Origin of the sequence: Formosa agariphila KMM 3901, assembly GCF_000723205.1 — a bacterium.
Lineage (GTDB): Bacteria > Bacteroidota > Bacteroidia > Flavobacteriales > Flavobacteriaceae > Formosa > Formosa agariphila.
This window is the reverse complement of record NZ_HG315671.1, coordinates 50351-73028: the sequence shown is the minus strand read 5'-3', so window position 1 is coordinate 73028 and position 22678 is coordinate 50351. Positions and strand designations below refer to the sequence as shown.

The 22678-nt window shown below is 34.4% G+C and carries 23 protein-coding genes and 1 tRNA gene; 11 read left to right on the top strand and 13 right to left on the bottom strand.

Annotation, left to right across the window (positions count from 1 at the left end; genetic code table 11):
- Positions 1-271 precede the first annotated feature (271 nt).
- The 4 genes from BN863_RS00320 to BN863_RS00305 all read right to left on the bottom strand — a co-directional run bounded on the left by BN863_RS00320 (position 272) and on the right by BN863_RS00305 (position 5827).
- Positions 272-2029, bottom strand: a complete 1758-nt coding sequence (locus BN863_RS00320; RefSeq protein ID WP_038526053.1) for a beta strand repeat-containing protein — start codon at positions 2027-2029, stop codon at positions 272-274.
- Positions 2030-2834: 805 nt separating this feature from the next.
- Positions 2835-4334: a helix-turn-helix domain-containing protein gene (locus tag BN863_RS00315; protein WP_038526050.1), complete on the bottom strand. Its 1500-nt coding sequence runs from the start codon at positions 4332-4334 to the stop codon at positions 2835-2837.
- A 618-nt stretch (positions 4335-4952) separates the two neighbouring features.
- Positions 4953-5026 (bottom strand) — tRNA-Ala (locus tag BN863_RS00310).
- Positions 5027-5032: 6 nt separating this feature from the next.
- Positions 5033-5827: a universal stress protein gene (locus tag BN863_RS00305; protein ID WP_038526047.1), complete on the bottom strand. Its 795-nt coding sequence runs from the start codon at positions 5825-5827 to the stop codon at positions 5033-5035.
- 155 nt (positions 5828-5982) lie between these two features.
- Here BN863_RS00305 and BN863_RS00300 point away from each other — a divergent pair, with 155 nt between their 5' ends.
- Both BN863_RS00300 and BN863_RS18575 read left to right on the top strand, forming a co-directional pair.
- Positions 5983-7308: an MATE family efflux transporter gene (locus BN863_RS00300; protein ID WP_038526042.1), complete on the top strand. Its 1326-nt coding sequence runs from the start codon at positions 5983-5985 to the stop codon at positions 7306-7308.
- 124 nt (positions 7309-7432) lie between these two features.
- A complete protein-coding gene (locus tag BN863_RS18575) occupies positions 7433-7606 on the top strand; it encodes a hypothetical protein (protein ID WP_169740915.1) in 174 nt (57 codons plus the stop codon).
- A 102-nt stretch (positions 7607-7708) separates the two neighbouring features.
- Here BN863_RS18575 and BN863_RS00295 read toward each other — a convergent pair whose 3' ends face one another.
- A complete protein-coding gene (locus BN863_RS00295; protein WP_038526039.1) occupies positions 7709-8350 on the bottom strand; it encodes a 2OG-Fe(II) oxygenase in 642 nt (213 codons plus the stop codon).
- Positions 8351-8490: 140 nt separating this feature from the next.
- Between BN863_RS00295 and BN863_RS00290 the strand changes: the two genes are divergently transcribed.
- Together BN863_RS00290 and BN863_RS00285 are read left to right on the top strand one after the other, a co-directional pair.
- Complete coding sequence (locus tag BN863_RS00290) at positions 8491-8943, top strand: 6-pyruvoyl trahydropterin synthase family protein (protein WP_038526036.1); 453 nt, start codon at positions 8491-8493, stop codon at positions 8941-8943.
- Between the two features lie 137 nt (positions 8944-9080).
- Positions 9081-9845, top strand: a complete 765-nt coding sequence (locus BN863_RS00285; RefSeq protein WP_038526033.1) for a UDP-2,3-diacylglucosamine diphosphatase — start codon at positions 9081-9083, stop codon at positions 9843-9845.
- 808 nt (positions 9846-10653) lie between these two features.
- Here the strand turns inward: BN863_RS00285 and BN863_RS00280 are convergent.
- The 4 genes from BN863_RS00280 to BN863_RS00265 all read right to left on the bottom strand — a co-directional run bounded on the left by BN863_RS00280 (position 10654) and on the right by BN863_RS00265 (position 14540).
- Positions 10654-11922, bottom strand: a complete 1269-nt coding sequence (locus tag BN863_RS00280; protein ID WP_038526031.1) for an MFS transporter — start codon at positions 11920-11922, stop codon at positions 10654-10656.
- A gap of 63 nt (positions 11923-11985) precedes the next feature.
- Entirely contained in the window at positions 11986-12345 is a 360-nt protein-coding gene (locus BN863_RS00275; protein ID WP_038526028.1) for a hypothetical protein, read from the bottom strand.
- A 63-nt stretch (positions 12346-12408) separates the two neighbouring features.
- A complete protein-coding gene (recJ, locus tag BN863_RS00270) occupies positions 12409-14097 on the bottom strand; it encodes a single-stranded-DNA-specific exonuclease RecJ (RefSeq protein ID WP_038526026.1) in 1689 nt (562 codons plus the stop codon).
- 20 nt (positions 14098-14117) lie between these two features.
- Entirely contained in the window at positions 14118-14540 is a 423-nt protein-coding gene (locus BN863_RS00265; protein ID WP_038526023.1) for an OsmC family protein, read from the bottom strand.
- Positions 14541-14598: 58 nt separating this feature from the next.
- On the opposite strand from BN863_RS00265, the gene BN863_RS00260 reads away from it, so the two are divergent.
- The 5 genes from BN863_RS00260 to BN863_RS00240 all read left to right on the top strand — a co-directional run bounded on the left by BN863_RS00260 (position 14599) and on the right by BN863_RS00240 (position 17515).
- Entirely contained in the window at positions 14599-15189 is a 591-nt protein-coding gene (locus BN863_RS00260) for a carboxymuconolactone decarboxylase family protein (protein ID WP_038526020.1), read from the top strand.
- Positions 15190-15613: 424 nt separating this feature from the next.
- A complete protein-coding gene (locus BN863_RS00255; RefSeq protein WP_038526017.1) occupies positions 15614-16075 on the top strand; it encodes a hypothetical protein in 462 nt (153 codons plus the stop codon).
- A 280-nt stretch (positions 16076-16355) separates the two neighbouring features.
- A complete protein-coding gene (locus BN863_RS00250) occupies positions 16356-16826 on the top strand; it encodes a hypothetical protein (RefSeq protein ID WP_038526014.1) in 471 nt (156 codons plus the stop codon).
- Entirely contained in the window at positions 16826-17020 is a 195-nt protein-coding gene (locus BN863_RS00245; protein ID WP_038526011.1) for a helix-turn-helix transcriptional regulator, read from the top strand. The genes BN863_RS00250 and BN863_RS00245 overlap by 1 nt, the downstream gene beginning before the upstream one ends.
- Positions 17021-17053: 33 nt before the next feature.
- Complete coding sequence (locus tag BN863_RS00240; RefSeq protein ID WP_038526008.1) at positions 17054-17515, top strand: hypothetical protein; 462 nt, start codon at positions 17054-17056, stop codon at positions 17513-17515.
- A gap of 47 nt (positions 17516-17562) precedes the next feature.
- On the opposite strand, the gene BN863_RS00235 is transcribed toward BN863_RS00240, so the two are convergent.
- Together BN863_RS00235 and BN863_RS00230 are read right to left on the bottom strand one after the other, a co-directional pair.
- Positions 17563-18132, bottom strand: coding sequence for a uracil-DNA glycosylase family protein (locus BN863_RS00235; RefSeq protein WP_038526005.1), 570 nt, complete (start codon positions 18130-18132; stop codon positions 17563-17565).
- A 6-nt stretch (positions 18133-18138) separates the two neighbouring features.
- Positions 18139-18483 (bottom strand): HopJ type III effector protein, encoded by a 345-nt coding sequence (locus BN863_RS00230; protein WP_038526002.1) that lies wholly within the window; start codon positions 18481-18483, stop codon positions 18139-18141.
- Positions 18484-18708: 225 nt separating this feature from the next.
- Between BN863_RS00230 and BN863_RS00225 the strand changes: the two genes are divergently transcribed.
- Together BN863_RS00225 and BN863_RS00220 are read left to right on the top strand one after the other, a co-directional pair.
- Complete coding sequence (locus BN863_RS00225) at positions 18709-19956, top strand: parallel beta-helix domain-containing protein (RefSeq protein ID WP_051774399.1); 1248 nt, start codon at positions 18709-18711, stop codon at positions 19954-19956.
- 16 nt (positions 19957-19972) lie between these two features.
- On the top strand, positions 19973-21040 hold the full coding sequence (locus BN863_RS00220) for an SO2930 family diheme c-type cytochrome (RefSeq protein ID WP_038526000.1): 1068 nt from the start codon (positions 19973-19975) through the stop codon (positions 21038-21040).
- A 64-nt stretch (positions 21041-21104) separates the two neighbouring features.
- Here BN863_RS00220 and rsmI read toward each other — a convergent pair whose 3' ends face one another.
- Positions 21105-21776, bottom strand: coding sequence for a 16S rRNA (cytidine(1402)-2'-O)-methyltransferase (gene rsmI / locus BN863_RS00215; protein ID WP_038525998.1), 672 nt, complete (start codon positions 21774-21776; stop codon positions 21105-21107).
- 84 nt (positions 21777-21860) lie between these two features.
- Positions 21861-22610: a hypothetical protein gene (locus tag BN863_RS00210; RefSeq protein ID WP_038525995.1), complete on the bottom strand. Its 750-nt coding sequence runs from the start codon at positions 22608-22610 to the stop codon at positions 21861-21863.
- Positions 22611-22678 lie beyond the last annotated feature (68 nt).

Here is a 22678-nt window from a genome sequence, read left to right as displayed (position 1 = left end):
TGAAAGTCCCATCTCCGTTATCTGTAGTAGATGTAATACCAACTCCGTCCATTCCATCAGCACCATCAGTTCCTGATAAATTTATTGTAGTGAAAGTCGATCCGTCAGTGTAAACAATTGTAAATGTACCATCGCCGTTATCGGTCGTAGAATCTATTCCAACGCCGTCAGCTCCAGCTGCTCCGTCTGCTCCATCTTCTCCGTCTAGTCCGGCAACACCTTGAGCACCTTGTGGACCAGTGAAATCAGCAGTCGCAAATGATCTTCCATGTCAAGATAAATCAGTAATAGTCCCATCTGCTTCATCTGTAGATGATGTAATGCCAGTCCCGTCCATTCCATCAGTACCATAGGTTATCCATACTCCATCCATTCCGTCAGCACCTCCGTCTCTATATAAATTGGTAGAAGTACAATTCGATCTATCGGTGTTAGAATTGGTTAATGTGCCATCACCATCATCGGTTGTGTAATCTACTCTAGTTCCGTCAGCTCCAGCTGCTCCAGCTAATCCTTGTGGTCCTGTTAAATCTGGAGTCGTAAATGTTGTACCATCTGTATATAAAATGGTGAAAGTCCCATCTCCGTTATCTGTAGTTGATGTAATACTTACTCCATCCATTCCATCAGCACCATCGGCTCCTGATAAATTTATTGTTGTAAAAGTCGATCCATCAGTGTAAACAATTGTAAATGTGCCATCGCCATTATCGGTTGTGGAATCTATTCCAACACCATCAACGCCATCAGTCCCAGCTAATCCTTGTGGTCCTGTGAAATCCGGAGTCGTAAATGTGGTTCCATCTGTATATAAAATAGTGAAAGTCCCATCTCCGTTATCGGTCGTAGATGTAATACCAACTCCATCCATTCCATCAGTACCATCAGTTCCTGATAAATTTATTGTAGTGAAAGTCGATCCATCTGTGTAAACGATGGTAAATGTGCCATCGCCATTATCGGTCGTAGAATCTATTCCAACGCCGTCAGCTCCAGCTGCTCCGTCTGCTCCATTAGTTCCGGCAATACCTTGAGCACCTTGTGGTCCTGTTAAATCTGGAGTCGTAAATGTGGTTCCATCTGAATATAAAATAGTGAAAGTCCCATCTCCGTTATCGGTCGTAGATGTAATACCAACTCCGTCCATTCCATCAGCACCATCAGTTCCTGATAAATTTATTGTAGTGAAAGTCGATCCGTCTGTGTAGACGATAGTAAATGTACCATCGCCATTATCGGTTGTGGAATCTATTCCCACACCGTCAGCTCCATCTTCTCCGTCTAGTCCGGCAATACCTTGAGCACCTTGTGGACCAGTGAAATCCGGAGTCGTAAACGTGGTTCCATCTGAATATAAAATAGTGAAAGTTCCATCTCCGTTATCTGTAGTTGATGTAATACCAACTCCGTCCATTCCATCAGCACCATCGGCTCCTGCCGGTCCATTAGCTAAATTGATTGTTATTTGATCATTGTTCTCATTAAAGTATGTTATCGTACCATCTCCATTATCAACTATAGTTGTTATTGTTTCCAGATTCTTAACTAATTTTGTCATATCTAAAACAGTAACATCTCCATTCTCATCTGTATATTCTAAAGAATAATCATCATCGTTTAGATTAAGAAACGTCAAAGTTTCCATGTTGCTGTTCGTAATAATCTGAATATCTCCATTTACATCTATGTAGTAATACTGATTATTAACCACATCCCAAAAAACAATATTGTCTGGCAAATCTTGTCTTGCAAGAAATTTAACCCAACTTTCTTGATACCAATAGTAGTATCCTGGGCTTAGTGTTGTTGTAGTGTTTGTGTTATATACTAATAAACTCTCAATATTTCCTGAAGAAATGGTAGTTTGATCTGTTAAACTAGTTAAAGGCACTTGTGGTATGAGCACCCCTCTATCGGTAGACACAACTTCTAATTGTGCGGATGAATTAGGCATATCTGTACCAATTCCCACCTGAGAATATGTTACATGAGCCGTAAATACAATGAATAATAGTAAAATTTTTTTCATAGAACTCTAGTTTTTTTTGACTTATCTCTTACAATAGGTTGTGTTAAAAAATCACAACGCTACTATTAATAATTTAACAAAGATTTAAATGTGTTTTATGCAACAAAAACCCTTGTTACTAAGGTATACATCAATTATTATCTTAAAAATATGTAGACTAGTCATTTTCCCGAAAAACGATAGCTTATAAAACACAAAACCCTAATTAACAACGTTTTAAATCAATCGTTTTTAAGAGTTTTTCATTACGTAACATGTGTTTTTCCACAATTTAGATAGTATATATTCTTCAACAACAGTAAAAAACCTGCTTTATAAAATTTATTTGGGATAGAGGTATCTGATATTTAAATTTAAGCCTTGGAAGTATAAAATTTCACTTAAAAAAGTAGGTATAAAATAGGCAACGTATTAAAATTTTACCATAAAATATAAATACCCACGCAGCTCTTAAGAATCTAAAAGCTGAATGGGTAAAAGAGGAAAAGGATATATGGTCCAAACTAAACCAAAATCACATCTTGTATGTTTTTATAATGTATTTAAAATGAAATATTTGCTGTTTGAATATGTATTAATAATGGATCACTTAGATTTTAATACGGCACTTCGTTCTGTTAGAATTAGCCATAAAACTAAATTCAGAACGACTTACCAATACCTTATTTCTCACAGAGATTATAGATAATTTACAACTTAAAAAATATATTAATAAATGATCTGAACATAAAATATTTTTAGAACATATAAATAAATTATGTTACAAATACGACCAACTTTAATACATTAAAAGTAAAACAGTCAACTAAGAAGCTATTTTATTCTTGAGTGTATTGATATAATCTGAAGGCGAATTATTCGTAAATTTTTTAAAATTGGTTGAAAACTGACTATGTGAAGAAAAACCAGATTCCTCCGCTAAATAACTTATTTTATAATTTAAATAATCGGAATTCGTATTTAACTTATTTATAATATACAAAATTCTTAACCTATTTATGTAGGTATTAAAATCTGAGCCTTTATGTACCTTAAGCAATTGTCTAAGGTATTTTGTATTCGAATTAAGCTGAGTAACCAAGATAGGAAATGACATGTTTTTATCTAAAAAGCGATTCGAAGTTTCAAACTCTTGAAGTTTATCTAAAAGTATTTTTTCAGTTTTCTCTGAACAGGTTACACCTGGCACCTTTTTCTCTATATCTATTAATATATTATCTACAAAGTTAAAAACTTCTTTTCTCTTATAATAAACCCCAAAAGAAGGTATTAATATCATAAAAATGGTAGCAATAATATCTGTTGAATTAGAGGACTCTTGGCTGGGTATTTCCTTTGAAAACTCTTTAAGCTCATTAGATGCTTTATTTACAAGCTCTCTCATATAATCTTTATTCTCTGCAATAGCCTTTTTATACTTCCAACTATATAATTTAAAACTATCTAACATTTCGATGTGATGATAATATTCTGCAACGTTTTTATAGACTGGTTCTTTTATAGAATTATTATTTACTTGGTTTGCTATTGTTAAACTTTTATCGACATAAACCTTTGCATTATCTAATTGCTCCTGTTTTAAGTATAAACCTACAAGCCCACTATATATACTAGTTTCCAATAAAGGCCCCCCTAATGACGATTGTTTTATAAATGAACTTGCTTCTAAAAAATGACTAATCGCCGACTTATCATCATTCATTTTAATAAAACATCTTGCTAATTTTTCTTCACAGTTAGCTAAATCAAAATATTTTAAGTCTTCATCTTCCTGTTTACTTAAAATAAAAATTGCAGATTTTAAATATTCAACAGCACTTGCATATTCTCCTGCTTCAATATTATACTCAACCAACTCAAGATTAGCCATAGTAATAAACTTTAAAGCATGGTCCTTACTCGGTATTTTCGAACTCGCTACAAAACTTTCAGCTATGAAATGTTTTCCTCTATCTACGAAACCTATCTTTCTATATTGTCTGGATAAAAATGTATAAATTCTTGATTGCAAACAATAATTATTCTCAACCTTAGCCATTTCTAGAGATTTTAAAGCGAAAACAATAGACTCTCCACTTTTTTCTTCTTGTTCTAAGACAATACTTTTTAGCATTAACGCATACATTTTATTCTGATCACTTTTTGAGTACATGAATAAAGAATCTGCGACACGCATGGAGATTAAAGAATTTTCAGAAGAGATATCTAATGTATCACCTGAGCAGAATGTTTCGCTATATTTAAAATATTCATCTTTTTGATGATAAATTATACACGAGAAAAGGATTAATAAAGCATATTTCATAATAGGTCGATTTGGGCGGTCTTTTTGAAGTTAAATTTTTACTAAAGATAAAACAAGAAAAAACTTACATATTCGACAAACTACAACCTTGCTTGTAGTAATTTCTTATTTTTTTTCCAAAAAAAATAAGAATTACACAATTTTAGCCTTAATATTTACAACAAATCACAGACTTAATGTTTTTCCATAAAATTAGAACAACGTAAAATTTTAATAAATTCAACCCTAAAAAAGTGTTCATTACTTTCTAATAATTCAATTTTACACTTCTTCAACCCACTAATTATAAATATGGTACACTCAAAACCAATCAAGCTAAATATCCATAATTCTTATAAAAATTTAAAACATTTTGTACTATTTAAAAGTTAAGTTAAACATAATAACTAATCCGTAACTTATATAAAATTGAAGATTTTAATACCATTAATATCTTAAAAGTTTATCCCAGCAATTATGACGTTTAATCTAAAATTGAAAATATAATTGAAGCTAGTCTTAAGCAAAAAAGAAGAATTGAATTAAAATAATAGCCTAATTCTGATATAGTATGTAAAAAATAAGAATATATTAAAAACAAAAAAGGCTCCGATTGCTCGAAACCCTTATTAACACTAGTGGAGAAGATGGGGCTCGAACCCACGACCTCTTGACTGCCAGTCAAGCACTCTAGCCAACTGAGCTACATCCCCGTAAATTTATTTTACGCCTTTTAATACTAAAACTGGAAAGGGGCTATAAAAGTCCTTTTTCAAAATTACGTTTTTTTCCCACATCTTTGCAAAAAATCCGCGCTTTCGTCTAAACACACAAAGCAAGTCTGGCTCATGCGTATTATAGTGTTCTAAAACACCTTGAAAAGTCGTTGCTTTTTCGGTATAAACAGTTTCGGTAATTAATGCAGACAATGAACTGTGAATCTCAAAATCGCCTTCTTTATAAAAAGGAGTTTTTACTAATAATAAGTTGACAACGGCCTGAAATTGATTCTGAATTTGTTGTAAAGGCAGTAAAGCAGATTCTTTTTTTATGATGGCAGATTTTATAGCTATTAAAACATTTGTTACAGGTTTAAACACATAATTTTCTGGTATTATTAAAGACGGAATATTAGTTTTTTTAATAATCTTACCAGACGTTTTACCTAAAAAAATAGATTCTTTTACAGAGTTTGTTTTAGGCTGAACTAACATTAAATCGATATCGGCGGTATAACAGATTAACTCTAAAGTCTGAACTAATTTTCCGTTAAAACTCTTAATAACAATATCAACGGTTTTAGTATCAACCTTTGCTAATAAACTATCTATGTAAACCAAATTTTCTCGTTCCCAAACATTTCCTTCATCGCCTAACGCCTTCGATTTTACATGTTTATCACGAACCTGAATTAAATATAAACGCGCTCCAAAAGCGTGAGCAAAATCTATAGCATATTGCAAATGACTTTCAATATTTTTCGAATTTCCAATCGGAACTAAAATATTTTTCATAAAAACGAATAGCAATTAAAATAGCTATAAAAGTAGTAATAAAAAAAAATTCAAAGCTTACTAAAATGTACTTCTTTTGCATTTATAAAACAGAACTTCTAAAAATACCCGACCTTCGCAACTGCCAAACAATTTACAAACACAAAACATAACTTTTGGATCAATCCATTTCTTTAAAACACATTAATAAATTAGCTGTTCCCGCTATTATTGCAGGAATTAGTGAACCTATTTTATCTATTACCGACACCGCAATAATTGGAAATGTAAATATAAATCCTACAGAAGCACTCGCCGCCGTTGGTATAGTAGGAACGTTTATTTCCATGCTAATTTGGGTACTCGGACAAAGCCGTAGTGCGATTTCATCAATCATTTCGCAATCTGTTGGAGCTAATAAGTTAGACGACGTAAAAAATCTACCGGCTCAAGCCATATTTTTAATCACATCGTTAAGCATTGTTATTATACTGGTAACTTACCCACTAGCAGCATCTATTTTTAAACTCTATAATGCCTCTGGATTAATCTTAGAGTATGCACAAGAGTATTATAAAATCCGTGTATTTGGTTTTCCATTTACCCTTTTTACTTTTGCCATTTTTGGAGCATTTCGCGGTTTACAAAACACCTATTACCCCATGATTATTGCCATTATCGGTTCCGTATCAAATATTCTTTTAGATTTTGCATTGGTATATGGCATTACAGATTATATCCCTGCCATGCACATAAAAGGAGCAGCTTATGCAAGTGTTATCGCACAACTTATTATGGCCATTTTATCAGGGTATTATTTATATAAAAAGACAGATATCCCTTTAAAACTCACACTACCTTTCAATAAGGAAATCAACAAGTTCTTGTTAATGATTCTCAATTTATTTATTCGAACTCTAGCATTAAACACGGCCTTATATTTTGCAAGTTCGTACGCTACGAGTTACGGTAAAAATTATATCGCAGCCTATACAATAGCCATAAATATTTGGTTTTTAGGCGCCTTTTTAATCGATGGATTTGCAAGTGCAGGAAATATACTTTCTGGAAAGCTATTCGGTGCTAAACGTCCAGATTTATTAATAAGACTAAGTAATAAACTTATTGTGCTAGGCATTTTAACAGGTATTCTTTTAGCTGGAATTGGGTGGCTGTTTTACGAACCTATCGGACGTGTATTCACAAAGCAACCCGAAGTTTTAGAAGCTTTTTACGATGTGTTTTGGATTGTTTTAGCCATGCAACCATTGTGTGCACTAGCTTTTATTTTCGACGGTATGTTTAAAGGTTTAGGAAAAATGAAATACTTAAGAAATGTACTTCTAGCATCGACCTTCTTGGTATTCTTACCAACTCTACTCCTATTCGATTATTACGACTATAAACTATACGCTATTTTTATAGCCTTCACACTTTGGATGGCTGCTCGTGGTATTCCTTTAATTATAAAATTTAGGCAGTTGTTTTTAGTAACTAAATAATAATATTTACAAACCTTGAAATACTTATTACAATAAATTTTAGATAGTCCAAATAAAACAGAAACATTTGATAAAAAATCAACTAAATTTACTGCACGAATAAAACTCCAAGTCACAACAAAACATGATTGCGCTAATTCAAGACTTAAACATAGAAGACAAGATTAAAAACGCACCCGATTCTAATTACGAAATCGGCGTATTTATTGGCTCTATGGTTCCGTTTGTTGTGTTAGTTATTTTAGCTTACATCATGTATTATTACAACAAAAAAAATAACCAAGACCTAGACTTATGAACATTTTAGAATTTTTAAGCGGTAACGGACTTTTCCTTATACTCGCTATCGTACTCGTTATTATCTACGTTTATAACCGAAACAAAGGCGGACGTCGTTAAATTATCGCGTTTTTAACCAGCCTGTAATACTCAATCGTTTTGTGTTTACAGGTTTTACTTCGTGCTCCAAAATCTGACTTTCAAAAATAACAACTCGTCCAGGTAACGGATAGATTTTCTTTTCAACCTCAACACCATTTGCATTGGTGTAAATCGCTAATTCTCCTCCATTTTCTGGTTGCCAATCTTCGTTATTTAAATAACAAACAAACGATAATTTTCGTCTGTCGTCGTTCTGAAACGTATCTAAATGGCGCTTATAAAATGTGCCTTTCGGATAAATCGCATAATGAAATTCCTTATGTAAAATCCCTAAAAAACAGGTTCTATTTAGGTAAGATACTAACGCGTTTATTTTATTAAAAAACAGGGTTTCAGCCGGATTTACACACTGCTCATCTATCCATAAAATCACATCACCACGAATTGCTTTTTCAACCGTTTCATTTAAACGATTACCAATAGCGGCCTTCTTAAAAGCATCGGCTTCGTATTTTAGGAGTATAGAATCACGAAGTTTAGACACTTCATTTTCATCAAAAAAATTATCAATAATACTGTATTGCTGATTCAGAAGATCATCTATAATCTTCTCATATAACGGATGCTCAGCAACGACCAAATCTTCGAAAAGAGCAGTCATTAAAGGAATATTCTCATTTTAGTTAACTCTCTATATTTTAAAAACTTAACTCGTTTTTCGCATAAAAAGTGCGCAAATGTAATCTAAAAACAAATTGCTTTTACAAATTCGGTACCTTTGCACTGTTAAAAAATCAAATCATGAGTAATATTCGAATTACCAAACAATTTACTTTCGAAACCGGACACGCCCTTTATGGCTACGACGGAAAATGTAAAAACGTTCACGGCCACAGTTACAAACTTTCGGTAACCGTAATTGGCAAACCCATTACAGACAACACCAATGTAAAATACGGAATGGTTATCGATTTTGGCGATTTAAAGAAAATTGTTAAAACAGAAATTGTCGATGTATTCGATCATGCAACCGTTTTTAACAAAAACACACCACACGTGGAGTTGGCAAAAGAATTGAGCGATCGCGGACATAACGTCTTGTTAGTCGATTACCAGCCAACCAGCGAGATGATGGTTATCGATTTTGCGTCGAAAATAAAAACCTATTTACCAAGCCACATTGCATTACATTCTTTAAGATTACAGGAAACAGATAGTAGTTTTGCAGAATGGTACGCTAGCGATAATTTATAGGGCGTTCCCTTTCGCTGTGCTTCAGGTCAGGCTTTCGCAAGTCGCTTTTTAAATGCAAAAACGCATTTAAAAGAGCTCCAACAATTGCTCTATCCTTAACGCAGATCCAAACCAAGAACAATTTTTATATTTACAGCATGCAAATTCCCGAAGGCAAAAAAATATACTTCTCGTCAGACAATCATTTAGGCGCACCAACACACGAAGTCTCACTACCTCGTGAGAAAAAATTTGTGGCTTGGTTAGACGAAATCAAGCACGATGCAGCGGCTATATTTCTATTGGGCGATTTGTTCGACTTTTGGTTCGAATACAAAACCGTTGTGCCAAAAGGCTTTGTAAGAACACTAGGAAAACTTGCCGAAATACGCGATTCTGGAATTCCCGTTTACTTTTTCGTGGGTAATCACGATTTATGGATGGACGATTATTTCCAAAAAGAACTTAACATCCCAGTTTATCATAAACCTAAGGAGTTCACCTTTAACAACAAAACCTTTTTAATAGGTCACGGCGACGGATTAGGCCCTGGAGACAAAGGCTACAAACGCATGAAAAAAGTGTTTATTAGTCCGTTTTTTCAATGGTTATTCCGCTGGTTACATCCAGACTTAGGTGTGAAATTCGCTCAGTACATGTCGGTTAAAAACAAATTGATTTCTGGCGACGAGGATGCTAAATTTTTAGGCGAAGACAACGAGTGGCTCGTACAATATTGCAAACGTAAATTAGAAACCAAAGCTTACGATTATTTCGTGTTTGGCCACCGCCATTTACCTATGGAAATAGCATTAAACGATACCGCTAAGTACGTTAATTTAGGCGATTGGATTGGGTATTACACGTATGGAGAGTTTGATGGTAGAGATCTTAATTTAAAGACTTTCGAGGTTACATTGTAATTCACGTCATGCTGAACGCATTTCAGCATCGCACAAGTTGTTAATCCAATTTCACCACTATATGTTAATCGAGCGGAGTCGAGATTTCGTTTAGATGGCTTTCGACTCCGCTCAAGCACCCTACATACCTAATATATAAATATTTAACACTATTAAATCTACGTTTTTAGCATCACACAACTAACTCAAATTTGCTTATTCTAATGAGACCCTGAAATGAATTCAGGGTGACGCCACGATGTTTAAAACAATATGAATTTCTAATCAAAACTAGAATCACAAAACTAACATCAACGTCATGCTGAACTTGTTTCAGCACCCCACAACTAACTCAAATTTCTTACTCTAATGAGACCCTGAAATGAATTCAGGGTGACGCTACGATGTTTAAAAACAATATGAATTTCAAATCAAAACTAGAATTACGAAACTAACACCAACGTCATGCTGAACTTGTTTCAGCATCACACAACAAACTTAAATTAACTTACTTTAATGAGACCCTGAAATGAATTCAGGGTGACGCCGCGATGTCTAAAACAGTATAGAGTTCAAATCAAAACTAGAATTACGAAACTAACACCAACGTCATGCTGAACTTGTTTCAGCATCGCACAACTAACTTAAATTATCTTACTCCTATGTGACCCTGAAACTAGTTCAGGGTGACGCCGTGGATTATATATAAATTTTAGTGAAATACCAAAGCCCAAATTAGTGATTGGCTACATTTTTCACATTACTTCATTAATAAATTAGTACATTAATACACTGGGACATTGGGACATTAAAAAATTATTACATTAACCTACCCCTCATTTTCATGCTCCTCCAAATCCTTACGCAAATCGAGCTTCCTAAATGTTGGAGAAAATATTCCAGTAGTTAATACAATCAATAAAGTCATACTACCTCCAAATACAACGGCCGTAACCGTTCCCATAAGTTTAGCTGTAAGACCACTTTCAAAAGCACCCAGTTCGTTAGAAGAGCCAACAAACATAGAATTTACTGAAGCCACACGCCCACGCATATGGTCGGGAGTTTTTAATTGTAAAATAGTCTGACGAATCACCATTGAAATGCCATCGAAAACACCGCTAAAAAACAGCGCCCCTACCGATACCCAAAACCATGTGGAAATCCCAAACACAATTATACTGCATCCAAATCCAAAAATAGCTATGAGTAACTTCATCCCGGCATCTTTATTTAAAGGGATATATGCAGAAATAACCATCGTAATAAAAGCTCCCACTGCCGGTGCGGCACGTAACACGCCAAACCCTTGCGGTCCGACTTTTAAAATATCTTGCGCAAATACAGGCAATAAAGCCACAGCACCTCCAAATAAAACGGCCACCATATCTAAAGTAAGTGCCCCTAAAATGGCTTTAGTACTAAACACAAACTTTAAGCCTTCTCTTAAACTTTGCATTATGGGTTCGCCAATGTTCGGATTTAAAATAGGCTTTGTAGAAATCTGAGTTAATGCCATTAATGCTGTTATGGAAAAGCCTACAATTAAACACATAGACCAATGTACTCCAATTAAATGAATAGAAAATCCAGCGAGTGCCGGACCTAATACCGCGCCCATTTGCCAAACCGAACTACTCCACGTTGCCGCATTTGGATATAACTTTTTAGGTACTACTAATGACAATAAGGAGAAAATGGTAGGACCTAAAAACGAACGGACAAAACCGCCAAGAAATACTAAAAAGTAAATAGAATATAGAACTACGTTTTGAGAAAGGTCTCCAACGACTTTTGGCCAAGTGAGTAAAAACAGTCCGAAACTAATTACAGAAAATCCAAGTATACATTTTACAAGTAAACTCTTTTTTTCGCTCTGATCTACAATATGCCCTGAGAACAAAGCCATAGACACGGCTGGAATCACTTCCATAAGTCCGATAATTCCAAGCGACAACGGATTTTTAGTAATGCTATACACCTCCCATTCTATAACAATAAATTGCATAGACCAGGCGAATACCATAGCAAAACGGACTAATAAAAATATATTGAATTCTTTGTACCTTAAAGCTGCGTACGGGTCTTTCTGTTTCATAATCTATTTGAAGAGGAAACAAATGTACAAAAGTGACCGTTTTAAAAAATTCTGATAATCATTTTAATTCTTACAAATTTCATTCACGTAATTATCCAACTCTAAATGAAACAAGGTTCCGGTAATTAAATCGTATATATCTCTGAGCTCCAAAGCATTTATTGCCAAATCGACTTGGCTAAACGGGGTTTTTAACAACATTGATCGACTACGGTCTTTGTTTTTACAGCAAGCACAAGGATTTTCGGATTGCACAAATCTAATCTGTTTCTGAAACTGAACAATTTCGCGATAGGTAAGGTAAAATCCCATATCCCGAAAAATTATCTGAATTTTAGGAGACTGTTTTTTAGGCGTGTTTTCCTTCCAAATAAAGGAAACACCATAGGCATTATGGTATATTTTATTGATGTCTTGATCCATAGTGATTACTTTTCAACCACTAAAATACTTATTATTTATAATTAATCTAAATAAATATAATATTTATTTTATATCTCTAAGCTTCAATTGCAGACTTGTTACACCATTCCAATGGTTTTCATCTATAGAGTACACAATGCTAAACGGTACTTTTGTAGAGACTACATCTATCTTTTTTCCCAATCCAAATCCAATACACACAATAGGATTTACGTTGGGTTGCTTCACGGTTATCCGTAAATGATCTTCTTCTTTCCCAACACATTTCCCATATCCAGTATCTACCACATCCTCAGTCATAAAAACCGGCATCATATTCCCAGGACCAAAGGGTGCAAACTGCTTTAAAATACGATAGAATTTAGGCGTTATATTTTCTAAAGCAATATTCGCTTCAATTTTAATTTCTGGAGAGAGTAATTTCGGATCGATTGTATTAGACACCACATTCTCGAAAGCCTGTTTAAAAGCGTCGTAATTTTCAGGATGCAATGTTAATCCTGCTGCGTATTTATGTCCACCAAATTGTTCGATATGTTCGCTACATGCCTCTAAGGCATTATACACATCGAAACCAATAACAGATCGTGCAGAAGCGGCCAATTTCTCACCACTTTTTGTAAATACTAATGTGGGTCTGTAGTAGGTTTCTATAAGCCGAGATGCCACAATACCAATAACACCTTTGTGCCAATCTTCCTGAAACACTACAGAGGTATAGCGTTCTTGTTCATTGCGCTCTTCAATCTGGTTTAAAGCTTGAATCGTGATTTCTTTATCGGTTTCTCGACGGTCTAAATTAAAACTTTCAATCTCGGCAGCATACGTTTCTGCTTGCTTTTCGTCCATTTCTGTAAGCAATTGCACAGCATATGTACCATGTTTCATACGTCCAGCAGCGTTAATTCTTGGTGCAACAATAAAGACCACATCGGTTATAGTGAATACGGTTTTATCTACCTGATTTAAAATGGCTTTAATACCTGGTCTCGGATTCTCATTAATAATTTGAAGTCCGTAATAGGCCAAAATTCTATTTTCACCAGTAATAGGCACAATATCCGCTCCAATTGCGGTAGCTACTAAATCTAGATATTCACCTGAATCTTCAATGGTAAATCCTTGCTTAGACGATAAGGCCTGAATGAGTTTAAACCCAACCCCACAACCGCATAATTCTTTATATGGATACTCACAATCTTCCCGTTTAGGATCCAGAACTGCGGCGGCATCTGGAATAGCATCGCCTGGTCTGTGGTGATCGCAAATAATAAAATCGATGCCTTTTTCTTTGGCATAGGCCACTTTATCGATTGCTTTTATACCACAGTCTAACGCCACTATAAGTGTAAAATCGTTATCGTGAGCAAAGTCAATGCCTTTATAAGACACACCATAACCTTCGTCGTAACGATCCGGAATATAGGTGACTACATTCTCCTGACGTGTTCGTAAATACGAACTCATTAACGCCACAGACGTGGTACCATCGACATCATAATCGCCATACACCATAATATTCTCGCCAGCTTCTAAAGCTTGTTCAATACGCGCCACAGCTTTGTCCATATCTTTCATTAAGAACGGATCGTGCAATTCGCTAAGATCGGGTCTAAAGAATGATTTTGCCTCATCGAACGTCTCAATGCCACGCTGTATTAACAACGACGCAGTAAGTTTGTCTACATGAAGTGCCTCCTGTAACGTTTTAACTTTATAAGATTCTGGTTTTGGTTTTATGGTCCAACGCATAGCTTGTAATCCGAAATAATTTATTTAATATGAAAATGAGATTTAACTTTTACCTCAGCAAAACGACGAAACATTTCCATAACCCCGCAGTATTTATCGACCGATAAGTCTACTGCTCTATTAATTTTAGTTTCGTTTAAATCTGTTCCGTAAAAATGATAATCTACAGTAACTAGATGGTAATATTTTGGGTGTTCTTCGGTTAAATGCCCTTCAATAACAATTTTAAAATCGTCTATCTCAACCTTCATTTTTTCTAACATTGGCGTAATATCTACCCCAGAACAACCAGCAAGAGCAGTTAGCATTAAGGCTTTCGGACGTAAGCCATCTCCTTTACCGCCATTATCTTCGCCTAAATCAATCATAACCGATTTACCGCTAGGGTTATCAGATTCAAATTGTACATTTTTTTTCCATTGTGTGGTCACCAAATGAGTCATAATTCCGTATTTTTTCGTTAATTGATAGTTCAAAAATACGACTAAAATTCAGAATAAAATGCCACTAATAACACCATTATCTCCCGACCACGACCAAGAAACTCAAGATTTAGCAACCTTTTTTAACGAAACATTGGGCTTCTGTCCGAACTCGGTTTTAACCATGCAACGCCGGCCAGCCATAAGCAAAGCCTTCATTAATTTAAACAAAGCTGTGATGGCCAACGAAGGTCGCGTAACTTCCGCTTTAAAACGCTTAATTGCTTGGGTTAGCAGTAATGCCACTGGCTGTCGCTATTGCCAAGCACACGCCATTCGTGCCGCAGAGCGCTACGGGGCAGAACAAGAGCAACTCGATAACGTTTGGGATTATCGCACCCACCCCGCATTTAGCGAGGCCGAACGTGTGGCTTTAGATTTTAGTTTGGCCGCATCTCAAGTACCAAATGCCGTAGACGACACTTTAAAAAAGCGATTGAACACCTATTGGGACGAAGGCGAAATTGTAGAAATGTTAGGTGTTATTTCACTTTTCGGATATTTAAACCGTTGGAACGACAGTATGGGAACTACACTGGAACATGGTGCCATAGAAAGTGGTGAACAACATTTAGGAAAACACGGCTGGGAAAAAGGTAAACATGTTTAAATAGTTAGTAGTACTTTTTTGGGCGTTCCCCTTTTGGGGCGCGCTTTCCGTTATATCTTTTATGGTCGAAAAAAACCATAAAAGGATGCCACTGCAATCGCTAACGCAAATGGATTTTCAATTATAGAATATTTGTTCATTTTTTCCATTGATGAAAAAACGAACCAACCCTTCGACTTGGCTCAGGACAGGAAAAATCTAGGCTTACGAAACTTTATCTAAATTTTAGATAATTATAAAATCTTCACTTCAAATCATTTATAAAATCAAGATTCCGATATTTTCTTTCCTTCTCATTTCTTCAATAAAATCAACACATTCAGCTAAGAATCAGTACTCAAAAGTAGATTTCCAAACATTTATTTTTCTATTATATTTGATTAAATGTAAAGTATTATATACTTTTATATAAAAATAATAGAATATGAACATTCAAATACTTCCCAATTGGTATAAAAAAATAGGCATCTTAATTTTTATCACATTTGCAATATTAGCTGGTAGCGATGACTTTAGAGCGGGATGGAATAGCGTAGAATACACTAGTCCGTACAAAAGCCCTCTTAATAATCACGAAGACACAACTCAAGGAGAGACTAAACCCGAGACACATCATTTTTATTTTGGAAAAGAAACAACTCACTTATTTAGTATTTTAAGTATTGCGGGACTATTTATCTATATGCTATCTAAAGAAAAAATTGAAGACGATTATATCAATAAATTGCGAGCAGATTCATTTCAGCTTTCTATCTTAATTTTTCTATTGGTTTCACTTGGAATTTATGCGTTCCAAGGCAATTTAAATATGCCTTTGGATTATTTTCTATTCCTTTATATGATGCTATTCCTCATTATTTTTTCAATTAAAAAACGAGTCTATTAATCGCATACTTTATAGTAAAAGCAAACATTCAACCTTTATTGCAACACACTAAATACAACTAATAAAAATTCACTAGAAATGACAATACAACTACTTCCAATATTAGTTTCATTCGTAAATTATTCATTACACGAAACCTTAAATATGCCGTTATACTGTTTAGTACTGCTTAATATCCCTATGCTACTCATTCTTTTTTATTTAAAAAAAACTTTCATTTAAGCAGCCTTCAAACCTTTTCAATAAGCAGGTTTATAACTAACTTTAAAATTCATAACATATGAACATTCAAATACTTCCCAACTGGTGTAAAAAAATAGGTATCTTAATTTTTATCACATTTGCAATATTAGCTGGTAGCGATGGATTTATTGACGGCTACAATGAAGGTAAAAACAGCAGCCCTTTAGACCAAATAGAATTAGCACCAGATGAACGAAAATACACCTCTCAACCACATGAAACTTCTGAAGTATTTTCAGATTATTTTGGAAACGAACTCATGCATGTGTTTAATATTTTAAGCATTATTGGATTGATTATTTATATGATTTCTAAGGAACAAATTGAAGACGATTACATCAATAAATTGAGAGCAGATTCATTTCAGCTTTCCATCTTAATTTTTCTATTGGTTTCACTTGGAATTTATGCGTTCCAAGGCAATTTAAATATGCCTTTGGATTATTTTCTATTCCTTTATATGATGCTATTCCTCATTATATTTTCAATTAAAAAACGAGTGTATTAATGAAAAACCTTATAAAAGTAGAACGCGCCAGACATAGTTTAACACAGGCACAATTGGCAGATAAATTAAAGGTGTCTCGACAAACTATTCACGCTATTGAAAATAACAAATTCAATCCGTCGGTAACCCTTGCGATTAAAATGGCTCGGTTTTTCGAAGTTACCGTTGAATATTTATTTGATATCGAAGAATAAAAGTTTAAAATATTAACCAAAACTCTAAAGAAAATGAACATTCAAATACTACCAAATTGGTGTAAAAAATTAGGCGCTCTGGCCTTTATAGTATTTACTTTTATAAGTGCAGCTTATTATACTGTGGACTGTAATGAATACTGTATCAACACACCACAAATAGAAAGCTCGCAAGATAATCATCCAAACACAACACAATCGGAAACGAAACCCGAAAGCCTTGATCATTCAGAAAATAATCTTTCTCATTTATTTTCTATTTTAAGCTATGTGGGGTTATTTATTTATATGCTGTCTAGAGAAAAAGTCGAAGATGATTATATCAATAAATTACGCTTAGAATCGTACCAACTTACTATAATACTATTATTGATAATTTCTATTATAACCTATGCTTTCTTTAAAGAATTAAGAATGTCTTTTGATTACTTCCTGGAAACTTTTATGATCCTATATCTCATCATCTTTTTCTTTAAAAAACGTATTTATGTATAAAGAAGAAGAAAAAAGGCTCATGATATAATCTACCTAAGAACCTAATTTTAAAGTATAGTTTTAATTAGCTTCTGTAATTCAGGCACAACTGATGCTTCGAACCACGGATTTTTAGACATCCAAAAACGGTTCCGTGGTGACGGGTGTGGAATCGGGAAATAGGTTGGTAAATACGACTCGAAGTTGGAAACGGTTTCTGTTAAATTCGATCCAGCCTCTGCTTTGAGATAATATTTCTGAGCATAATTCCCAATTAAAATCACAAGCTTTACATTCGGCATTTTATCAAATAACGCGGCATGCCATTGAGGCGCACATTCGGGTCTTGGCGGTAAATCGCCACTTTTACCTTTACCAGGATAACAAAATCCCATAGGTATAATGGCAAAATTCTTAGTATTGTAAAACTGGTCTTCGGTAACATTTAGCCAGGTTCTTAATCGCTTTCCGCTAGCGTCGTTCCAAGGAATTCCGGAATTATGCACTTTAAGTCCTGGCGCCTGACCAACAATTATAATCTTAGAATCTGGATGTGCTGTTGCAATAGGATGCAGACCTAAAGGCAAATGGTCTGCACAAATGGTGCATTGCTTAATCTCATGTAAAAGCGCATCCATAATTGCTTATTTCAGCTTTAAAGGTTCACCTTCAAACTTTAAACCTTCAAAACCCGTCTTCATAAAGTTTCTAATGTTTTGGTGGCCATCACCTTCTGGATCGCCTAAAACATCTATATAATAAAACTGACCGAAACATGATAAGGTTTCTTCTTTTGTAAACCCTTGAAGTTTTGCAAAAGCAAACAATTTACAAGAGCCTGAGTTTTCTCCTGCTTTATTTTTTAGATTACCATTTGTAAAGGCTGTTTTAGTGAATTCGTATAAAGATTCTATAGTATCTACAGTATCGGAAAACACGATAGATTTTGGTGTATTTTTTAATTTTTGTTTAAAAGCTTCTAATGTCATTATATATTTTGTTTTAATTTTTTTTCCTTCAAAATTTCTAATTTTTTAAATAATGATGCTACTTGATTTCAGTACTAAAGATTAGAAAAAAGATTTTCCGAAAGATAATCATCCCATAAATATTAATTAATACTTTTTATAATATTTACCTAAAACTTAAAGATTATAAAAAAAATTTGTACATTTTCAACAGAATTAACAATTAACCTGGTAAATATTAAATTTATGACAAAACTACTAACTAAAACCTATCAACTAACAGCCGTATGTTTAATCTTATTATTAGTAACTTCCTGTGGAAGCGACGACGACTCTCCCATCGCACCATCTAATGAAATTAAAATTTCAGCTGGGTCAGGTGCTGCAGACGAAGCTCAAGCTGCATTTATTGAAGTAAAGCCCAATGAAATTATTGTATTTGATGCTGGTGAATTCACCTTTACAAACACACTCTCTATGGATGGAAAACAAGAAGTTATTATTCGTGGAGCGGGAAGAGACAAGACATTCTTAGATTTTAGTAGTCAAACTTCTGGAGGAGAAGGTGTTTTAGTAGCTAATTCTACTAAAATTAGATTTGAAGACCTTACTATTAGAGACAGTAAAGGAGATGCATTAAAAACTAGAGATTGCGAATATATTAGTTTCGTAAATGTTGGAACCGTATGGTCTGGAGAACCAAGTGAGTCTAATGGTGCTTATGGACTTTATCCTGTGCTATGTAAATATGTGTATATCGATAATTGTTATGCCTATGGTGCATCTGATGCTGGTATTTATGTAGGACAATCGGATCAAGTTATTGTAAAAAATAGTCTTGCAGAAGGTAATGTTGCTGGAATAGAAATTGAAAACACAACCAATGCCGATGTGTATGATAACATTGCAACAGATAACACAGGAGGAATTTTAGTATTCGATTTACCTGGTTTATCCCAAACTGGTTTAAATACTAGAGTATTCAATAACAATTCATATGAAAATAACAGAACCAATTTTGCTCCAGCGGGTAACATTGTTGGTAATGTTCCTGCAGGTGTTGGTATTATGGTATTGAGCACAAAAAATGTTGAAATTTTCGAAAACACGTTAACAAATAACAATTACGCGACACTACTTGTAATGAATTATTTAGCATTAAATCCAGAGCCGCCTGCTGGTTTTAATCCTTTTCCTTCTGGCGTAAACATCCATGATAATGATATTACGATGACAGGAACTGTAAACCCAGACCAACCAGATTCTATTTCAGACATCGGATTTTTATTAGGTCAGTACGGGTTAGACCAACCTGAAATTTTAACAGACGGGATATTTATATCTCAAGGAGATTTATGTATTCAAGAAAATCCTGCTACAACATTTGTTAATATGATGCTTACAGACCCAACTGGCGGATCTTTAACTACAGACATTTCTGCTCACGACTGTACTCCTACATCGTTGCCAGCCATATCTTTTGATGCATACTAAAAACCTACACGATTAGATGAAATTAATAAAAAACATATGTTCTAGCGTATTGGTACTTTTTTTACTAATAAGCTGTGGAAGTGATGACTCTACAATTGATGTTCCTGTAGAAAATAACGAATTAGACATCCCTACAGGCGTTGGACATGAATTGCTATCTGAATACAATTTTTTTGAGGGCGACCTTAAAAATTTAACTCCAAATACAGAAGCAGGAGTTATCCCTTACGATTTAAACACCAAATTGTTTAGTGACTACGCTTTTAAAAAACGTTTTCTATATGTACCAGAAGGACAAAGCATTCCTATGGATACCACTCAAGTATTGAGTTTCCCTGTAGGGTCTGTGCTTATTAAAAACTTCTATTATACAGATAATGGTGTAGATAATATTATAGAAACGCGATTACTAATTAAAAGAACTAACGAATGGCAACCAGAAACGTATAAATGGAATGAAGGGCAAACCGATGCCGTTAAAACAATTATTGGTGCAACAGTTCCTCTAACTGTTTCTGTAAACGGACAAGAAGAATCTTTTAATTACTTAATTCCTAATCAGAATCAATGCATTAATTGTCATGCTTTAAAAGGAAAAATTGAACCTATTGGTCCTAAAATTCAAAATTTAAACAGAGACTATGCGTACCATACAGGAACAGACAATCAGTTAGATATGTGGATGGATTTAGGAATTTTAGATACGCCTAGTTTTTCTGAACCGTTACCGAAATGGCATGATATAGACGATACTAGTGCAAGTGTAAATGATCGTGCTAGAGCATATCTTGATGTTAATTGTGCCTCTTGCCATAGATTGGGAGGATCGGCCTATAACTCTGGTTTGTTTTTAGGATATTATAATGAAGACCCTAATAGTTTAGGAGTTTATAAATCTCCTATTGCTGCAGGAAATGGATCAGGCGGATTTAAGTATGTTATAGACCCTGGAAATGCAGACGAATCGATACTGCTTTATAGAATGAAATCTTCTGAAGTGGATGTTAGAATGCCAGAAATTGGAAGAGAATTAGTGCACGAAGAAGGCACAGATTTAATTGAAGCTTGGATTAACAGTTTATAAATCTAACATTCATACCTAAAAAAAATAGTGCCTGTTTTATTTAACAGTCGCTATTTTTTTTAATCTATTTTTTTCCACCAACTACAACTACTATTTCTCCTTTAGGCGGTTTATTGGTGTAATGTTCCAGTACTTCTTTTGCTGTTCCTCTAATGGTTTCCTCGTATAATTTAGTCAATTCCCGAGACACAGAAACCGGACGGTCCTCACCAAAATACTCACAAAAATGAGTCAGTGTTTTTATAAGTTTGTGTGGCGACTCGTAAAATATAATGGTACGCGTTTCTTCGGCTAAAAGTAATAATCGGGTCTGTCTTCCTTTTTTTACGGGCAAAAAACCTTCGAATACAAATTTATCGTTTGGCAATCCAGAATTTACTAATGCGGGAACAAAAGCTGTTGCTCCTGGTAAACAATCGACTTCTATACCGTGTTCTACACAAGCACGAGTTAATAAAAATCCAGGATCAGAAATAGCTGGTGTACCTGCATCACTAATTAATGCAATTACGGTTCCTCCCTTTAATTTTTGTATTAACCCTTCAACCGTTTTATGCTCGTTATGCATATGGTGCGATTGCGAATGTGTGCTAATCTCGAAATGTTTTAGAAGTTTTCCCGACGTTCTTGTGTCTTCTGCCAAAATTAAATCGGCTTCTTTAAGAACGCGTATGGCTCTAAAAGTCATGTCTTCTAAATTACCAATGGGCGTAGGTACAATATATAATTTACTCATGTTCTGAAAATTAACCACGTGTTTGTAAAACTTCTTCCCAAAGCGAAACACGAATAAAAATTAAAGGTGCAAATCTCAATAAAATTAATTGAATTTCCCTTCTATTATTTGCATAAAACGCTCTTCGAAGACTTCTTTACCTTCCCAGTTATTATAATCGGATTTAACGACATTTTGAATTAAATTCTGAGCTTCATCAAAATTACTACTCGTATTTATTTGAGAAATAACACGCTCGTAATCTTCGGCACTACCACCAAATAATTGTTTTATAAATGCAATTTTATCATTTAAACCAATATTTAATCCGCCACTTTTTAATTTATCGTTTAAAGATTTTTTAGCATTGGTAATGGTAGAATTTGTTACAGGTTCAAAAACAGGCGTTTCTTTAAAATCGGCAGTAATATCTTCAAAGTCATTTTTCTCGTAGTGCGGTTTTGGCGTAATCGCTTCAAATAAATCATCTACAGCATTGGCTTCGTGAGGCATTTGTGCAACAATATCCTTTATCTTTTCCATCACAGGTTCTGCGATATCTTCGGCATCTTCATCGGGTTGTTGCTGATCTTCTCGCAAAGAAATGGTGTCGTCTTCTTCTATTTGGTGTTCCGTTTTTTTAGTAAACGCACTATCTATCATATCGAAAAAAGAAACCTCGCTTGCATCTGATTGTTGTACATCCTGAGGATTTTCTTGAAGAAATTTTAAAACTGAAAGTTTTTCAAATAGTAGCGCTGTTTCAGCATGTAATTTACTCACATCATCCTTTCCCTCAAGCCTTAAAATTCTTAGCGCAACACTCATTAATTCTGATTCCAATTTCTTCTTCATAACTTTTAAATTTAAACTATTTTCGCCTTTTTATTTTTAATAAATTTACATCGCCTATAAACAAACGA

Bases quoted from the DNA above. Each gene is read 5' to 3' on its own strand.
- BN863_RS00320 (WP_038526053.1), bottom strand. From the start codon at position 2,029: ATGAAAAAAATTTTACTATTATTCATTGTATTTACGGCTCATGTAACA.
- BN863_RS00315 (WP_038526050.1), bottom strand. From the start codon at position 4,334: ATGAAATATGCTTTATTAATCCTTTTCTCGTGTATAATTTATCATCAA.
- BN863_RS00305 (WP_038526047.1), bottom strand. From the start codon at position 5,827: ATGAAAAATATTTTAGTTCCGATTGGAAATTCGAAAAATATTGAAAGT.
- BN863_RS18575 (WP_169740915.1), top strand. From the start codon at position 7,433: ATGATTGCGCTAATTCAAGACTTAAACATAGAAGACAAGATTAAAAAC.
- BN863_RS00295 (WP_038526039.1), bottom strand. From the start codon at position 8,350: ATGACTGCTCTTTTCGAAGATTTGGTCGTTGCTGAGCATCCGTTATAT.
- BN863_RS00290 (WP_038526036.1), top strand. From the start codon at position 8,491: ATGAGTAATATTCGAATTACCAAACAATTTACTTTCGAAACCGGACAC.
- BN863_RS00285 (WP_038526033.1), top strand. From the start codon at position 9,081: ATGCAAATTCCCGAAGGCAAAAAAATATACTTCTCGTCAGACAATCAT.
- BN863_RS00280 (WP_038526031.1), bottom strand. From the start codon at position 11,922: ATGAAACAGAAAGACCCGTACGCAGCTTTAAGGTACAAAGAATTCAAT.
- BN863_RS00275 (WP_038526028.1), bottom strand. From the start codon at position 12,345: ATGGATCAAGACATCAATAAAATATACCATAATGCCTATGGTGTTTCC.
- recJ (WP_038526026.1), bottom strand. From the start codon at position 14,097: ATGCGTTGGACCATAAAACCAAAACCAGAATCTTATAAAGTTAAAACG.
- BN863_RS00265 (WP_038526023.1), bottom strand. From the start codon at position 14,540: ATGACTCATTTGGTGACCACACAATGGAAAAAAAATGTACAATTTGAA.
- BN863_RS00260 (WP_038526020.1), top strand. From the start codon at position 14,599: ATGCCACTAATAACACCATTATCTCCCGACCACGACCAAGAAACTCAA.
- BN863_RS00255 (WP_038526017.1), top strand. From the start codon at position 15,614: ATGAACATTCAAATACTTCCCAATTGGTATAAAAAAATAGGCATCTTA.
- BN863_RS00250 (WP_038526014.1), top strand. From the start codon at position 16,356: ATGAACATTCAAATACTTCCCAACTGGTGTAAAAAAATAGGTATCTTA.
- BN863_RS00245 (WP_038526011.1), top strand. From the start codon at position 16,826: ATGAAAAACCTTATAAAAGTAGAACGCGCCAGACATAGTTTAACACAG.
- BN863_RS00240 (WP_038526008.1), top strand. From the start codon at position 17,054: ATGAACATTCAAATACTACCAAATTGGTGTAAAAAATTAGGCGCTCTG.
- BN863_RS00235 (WP_038526005.1), bottom strand. From the start codon at position 18,132: ATGGATGCGCTTTTACATGAGATTAAGCAATGCACCATTTGTGCAGAC.
- BN863_RS00230 (WP_038526002.1), bottom strand. From the start codon at position 18,483: ATGACATTAGAAGCTTTTAAACAAAAATTAAAAAATACACCAAAATCT.
- BN863_RS00225 (WP_051774399.1), top strand. From the start codon at position 18,709: ATGACAAAACTACTAACTAAAACCTATCAACTAACAGCCGTATGTTTA.
- BN863_RS00220 (WP_038526000.1), top strand. From the start codon at position 19,973: ATGAAATTAATAAAAAACATATGTTCTAGCGTATTGGTACTTTTTTTA.
- rsmI (WP_038525998.1), bottom strand. From the start codon at position 21,776: ATGAGTAAATTATATATTGTACCTACGCCCATTGGTAATTTAGAAGAC.
- BN863_RS00210 (WP_038525995.1), bottom strand. From the start codon at position 22,610: ATGAAGAAGAAATTGGAATCAGAATTAATGAGTGTTGCGCTAAGAATT.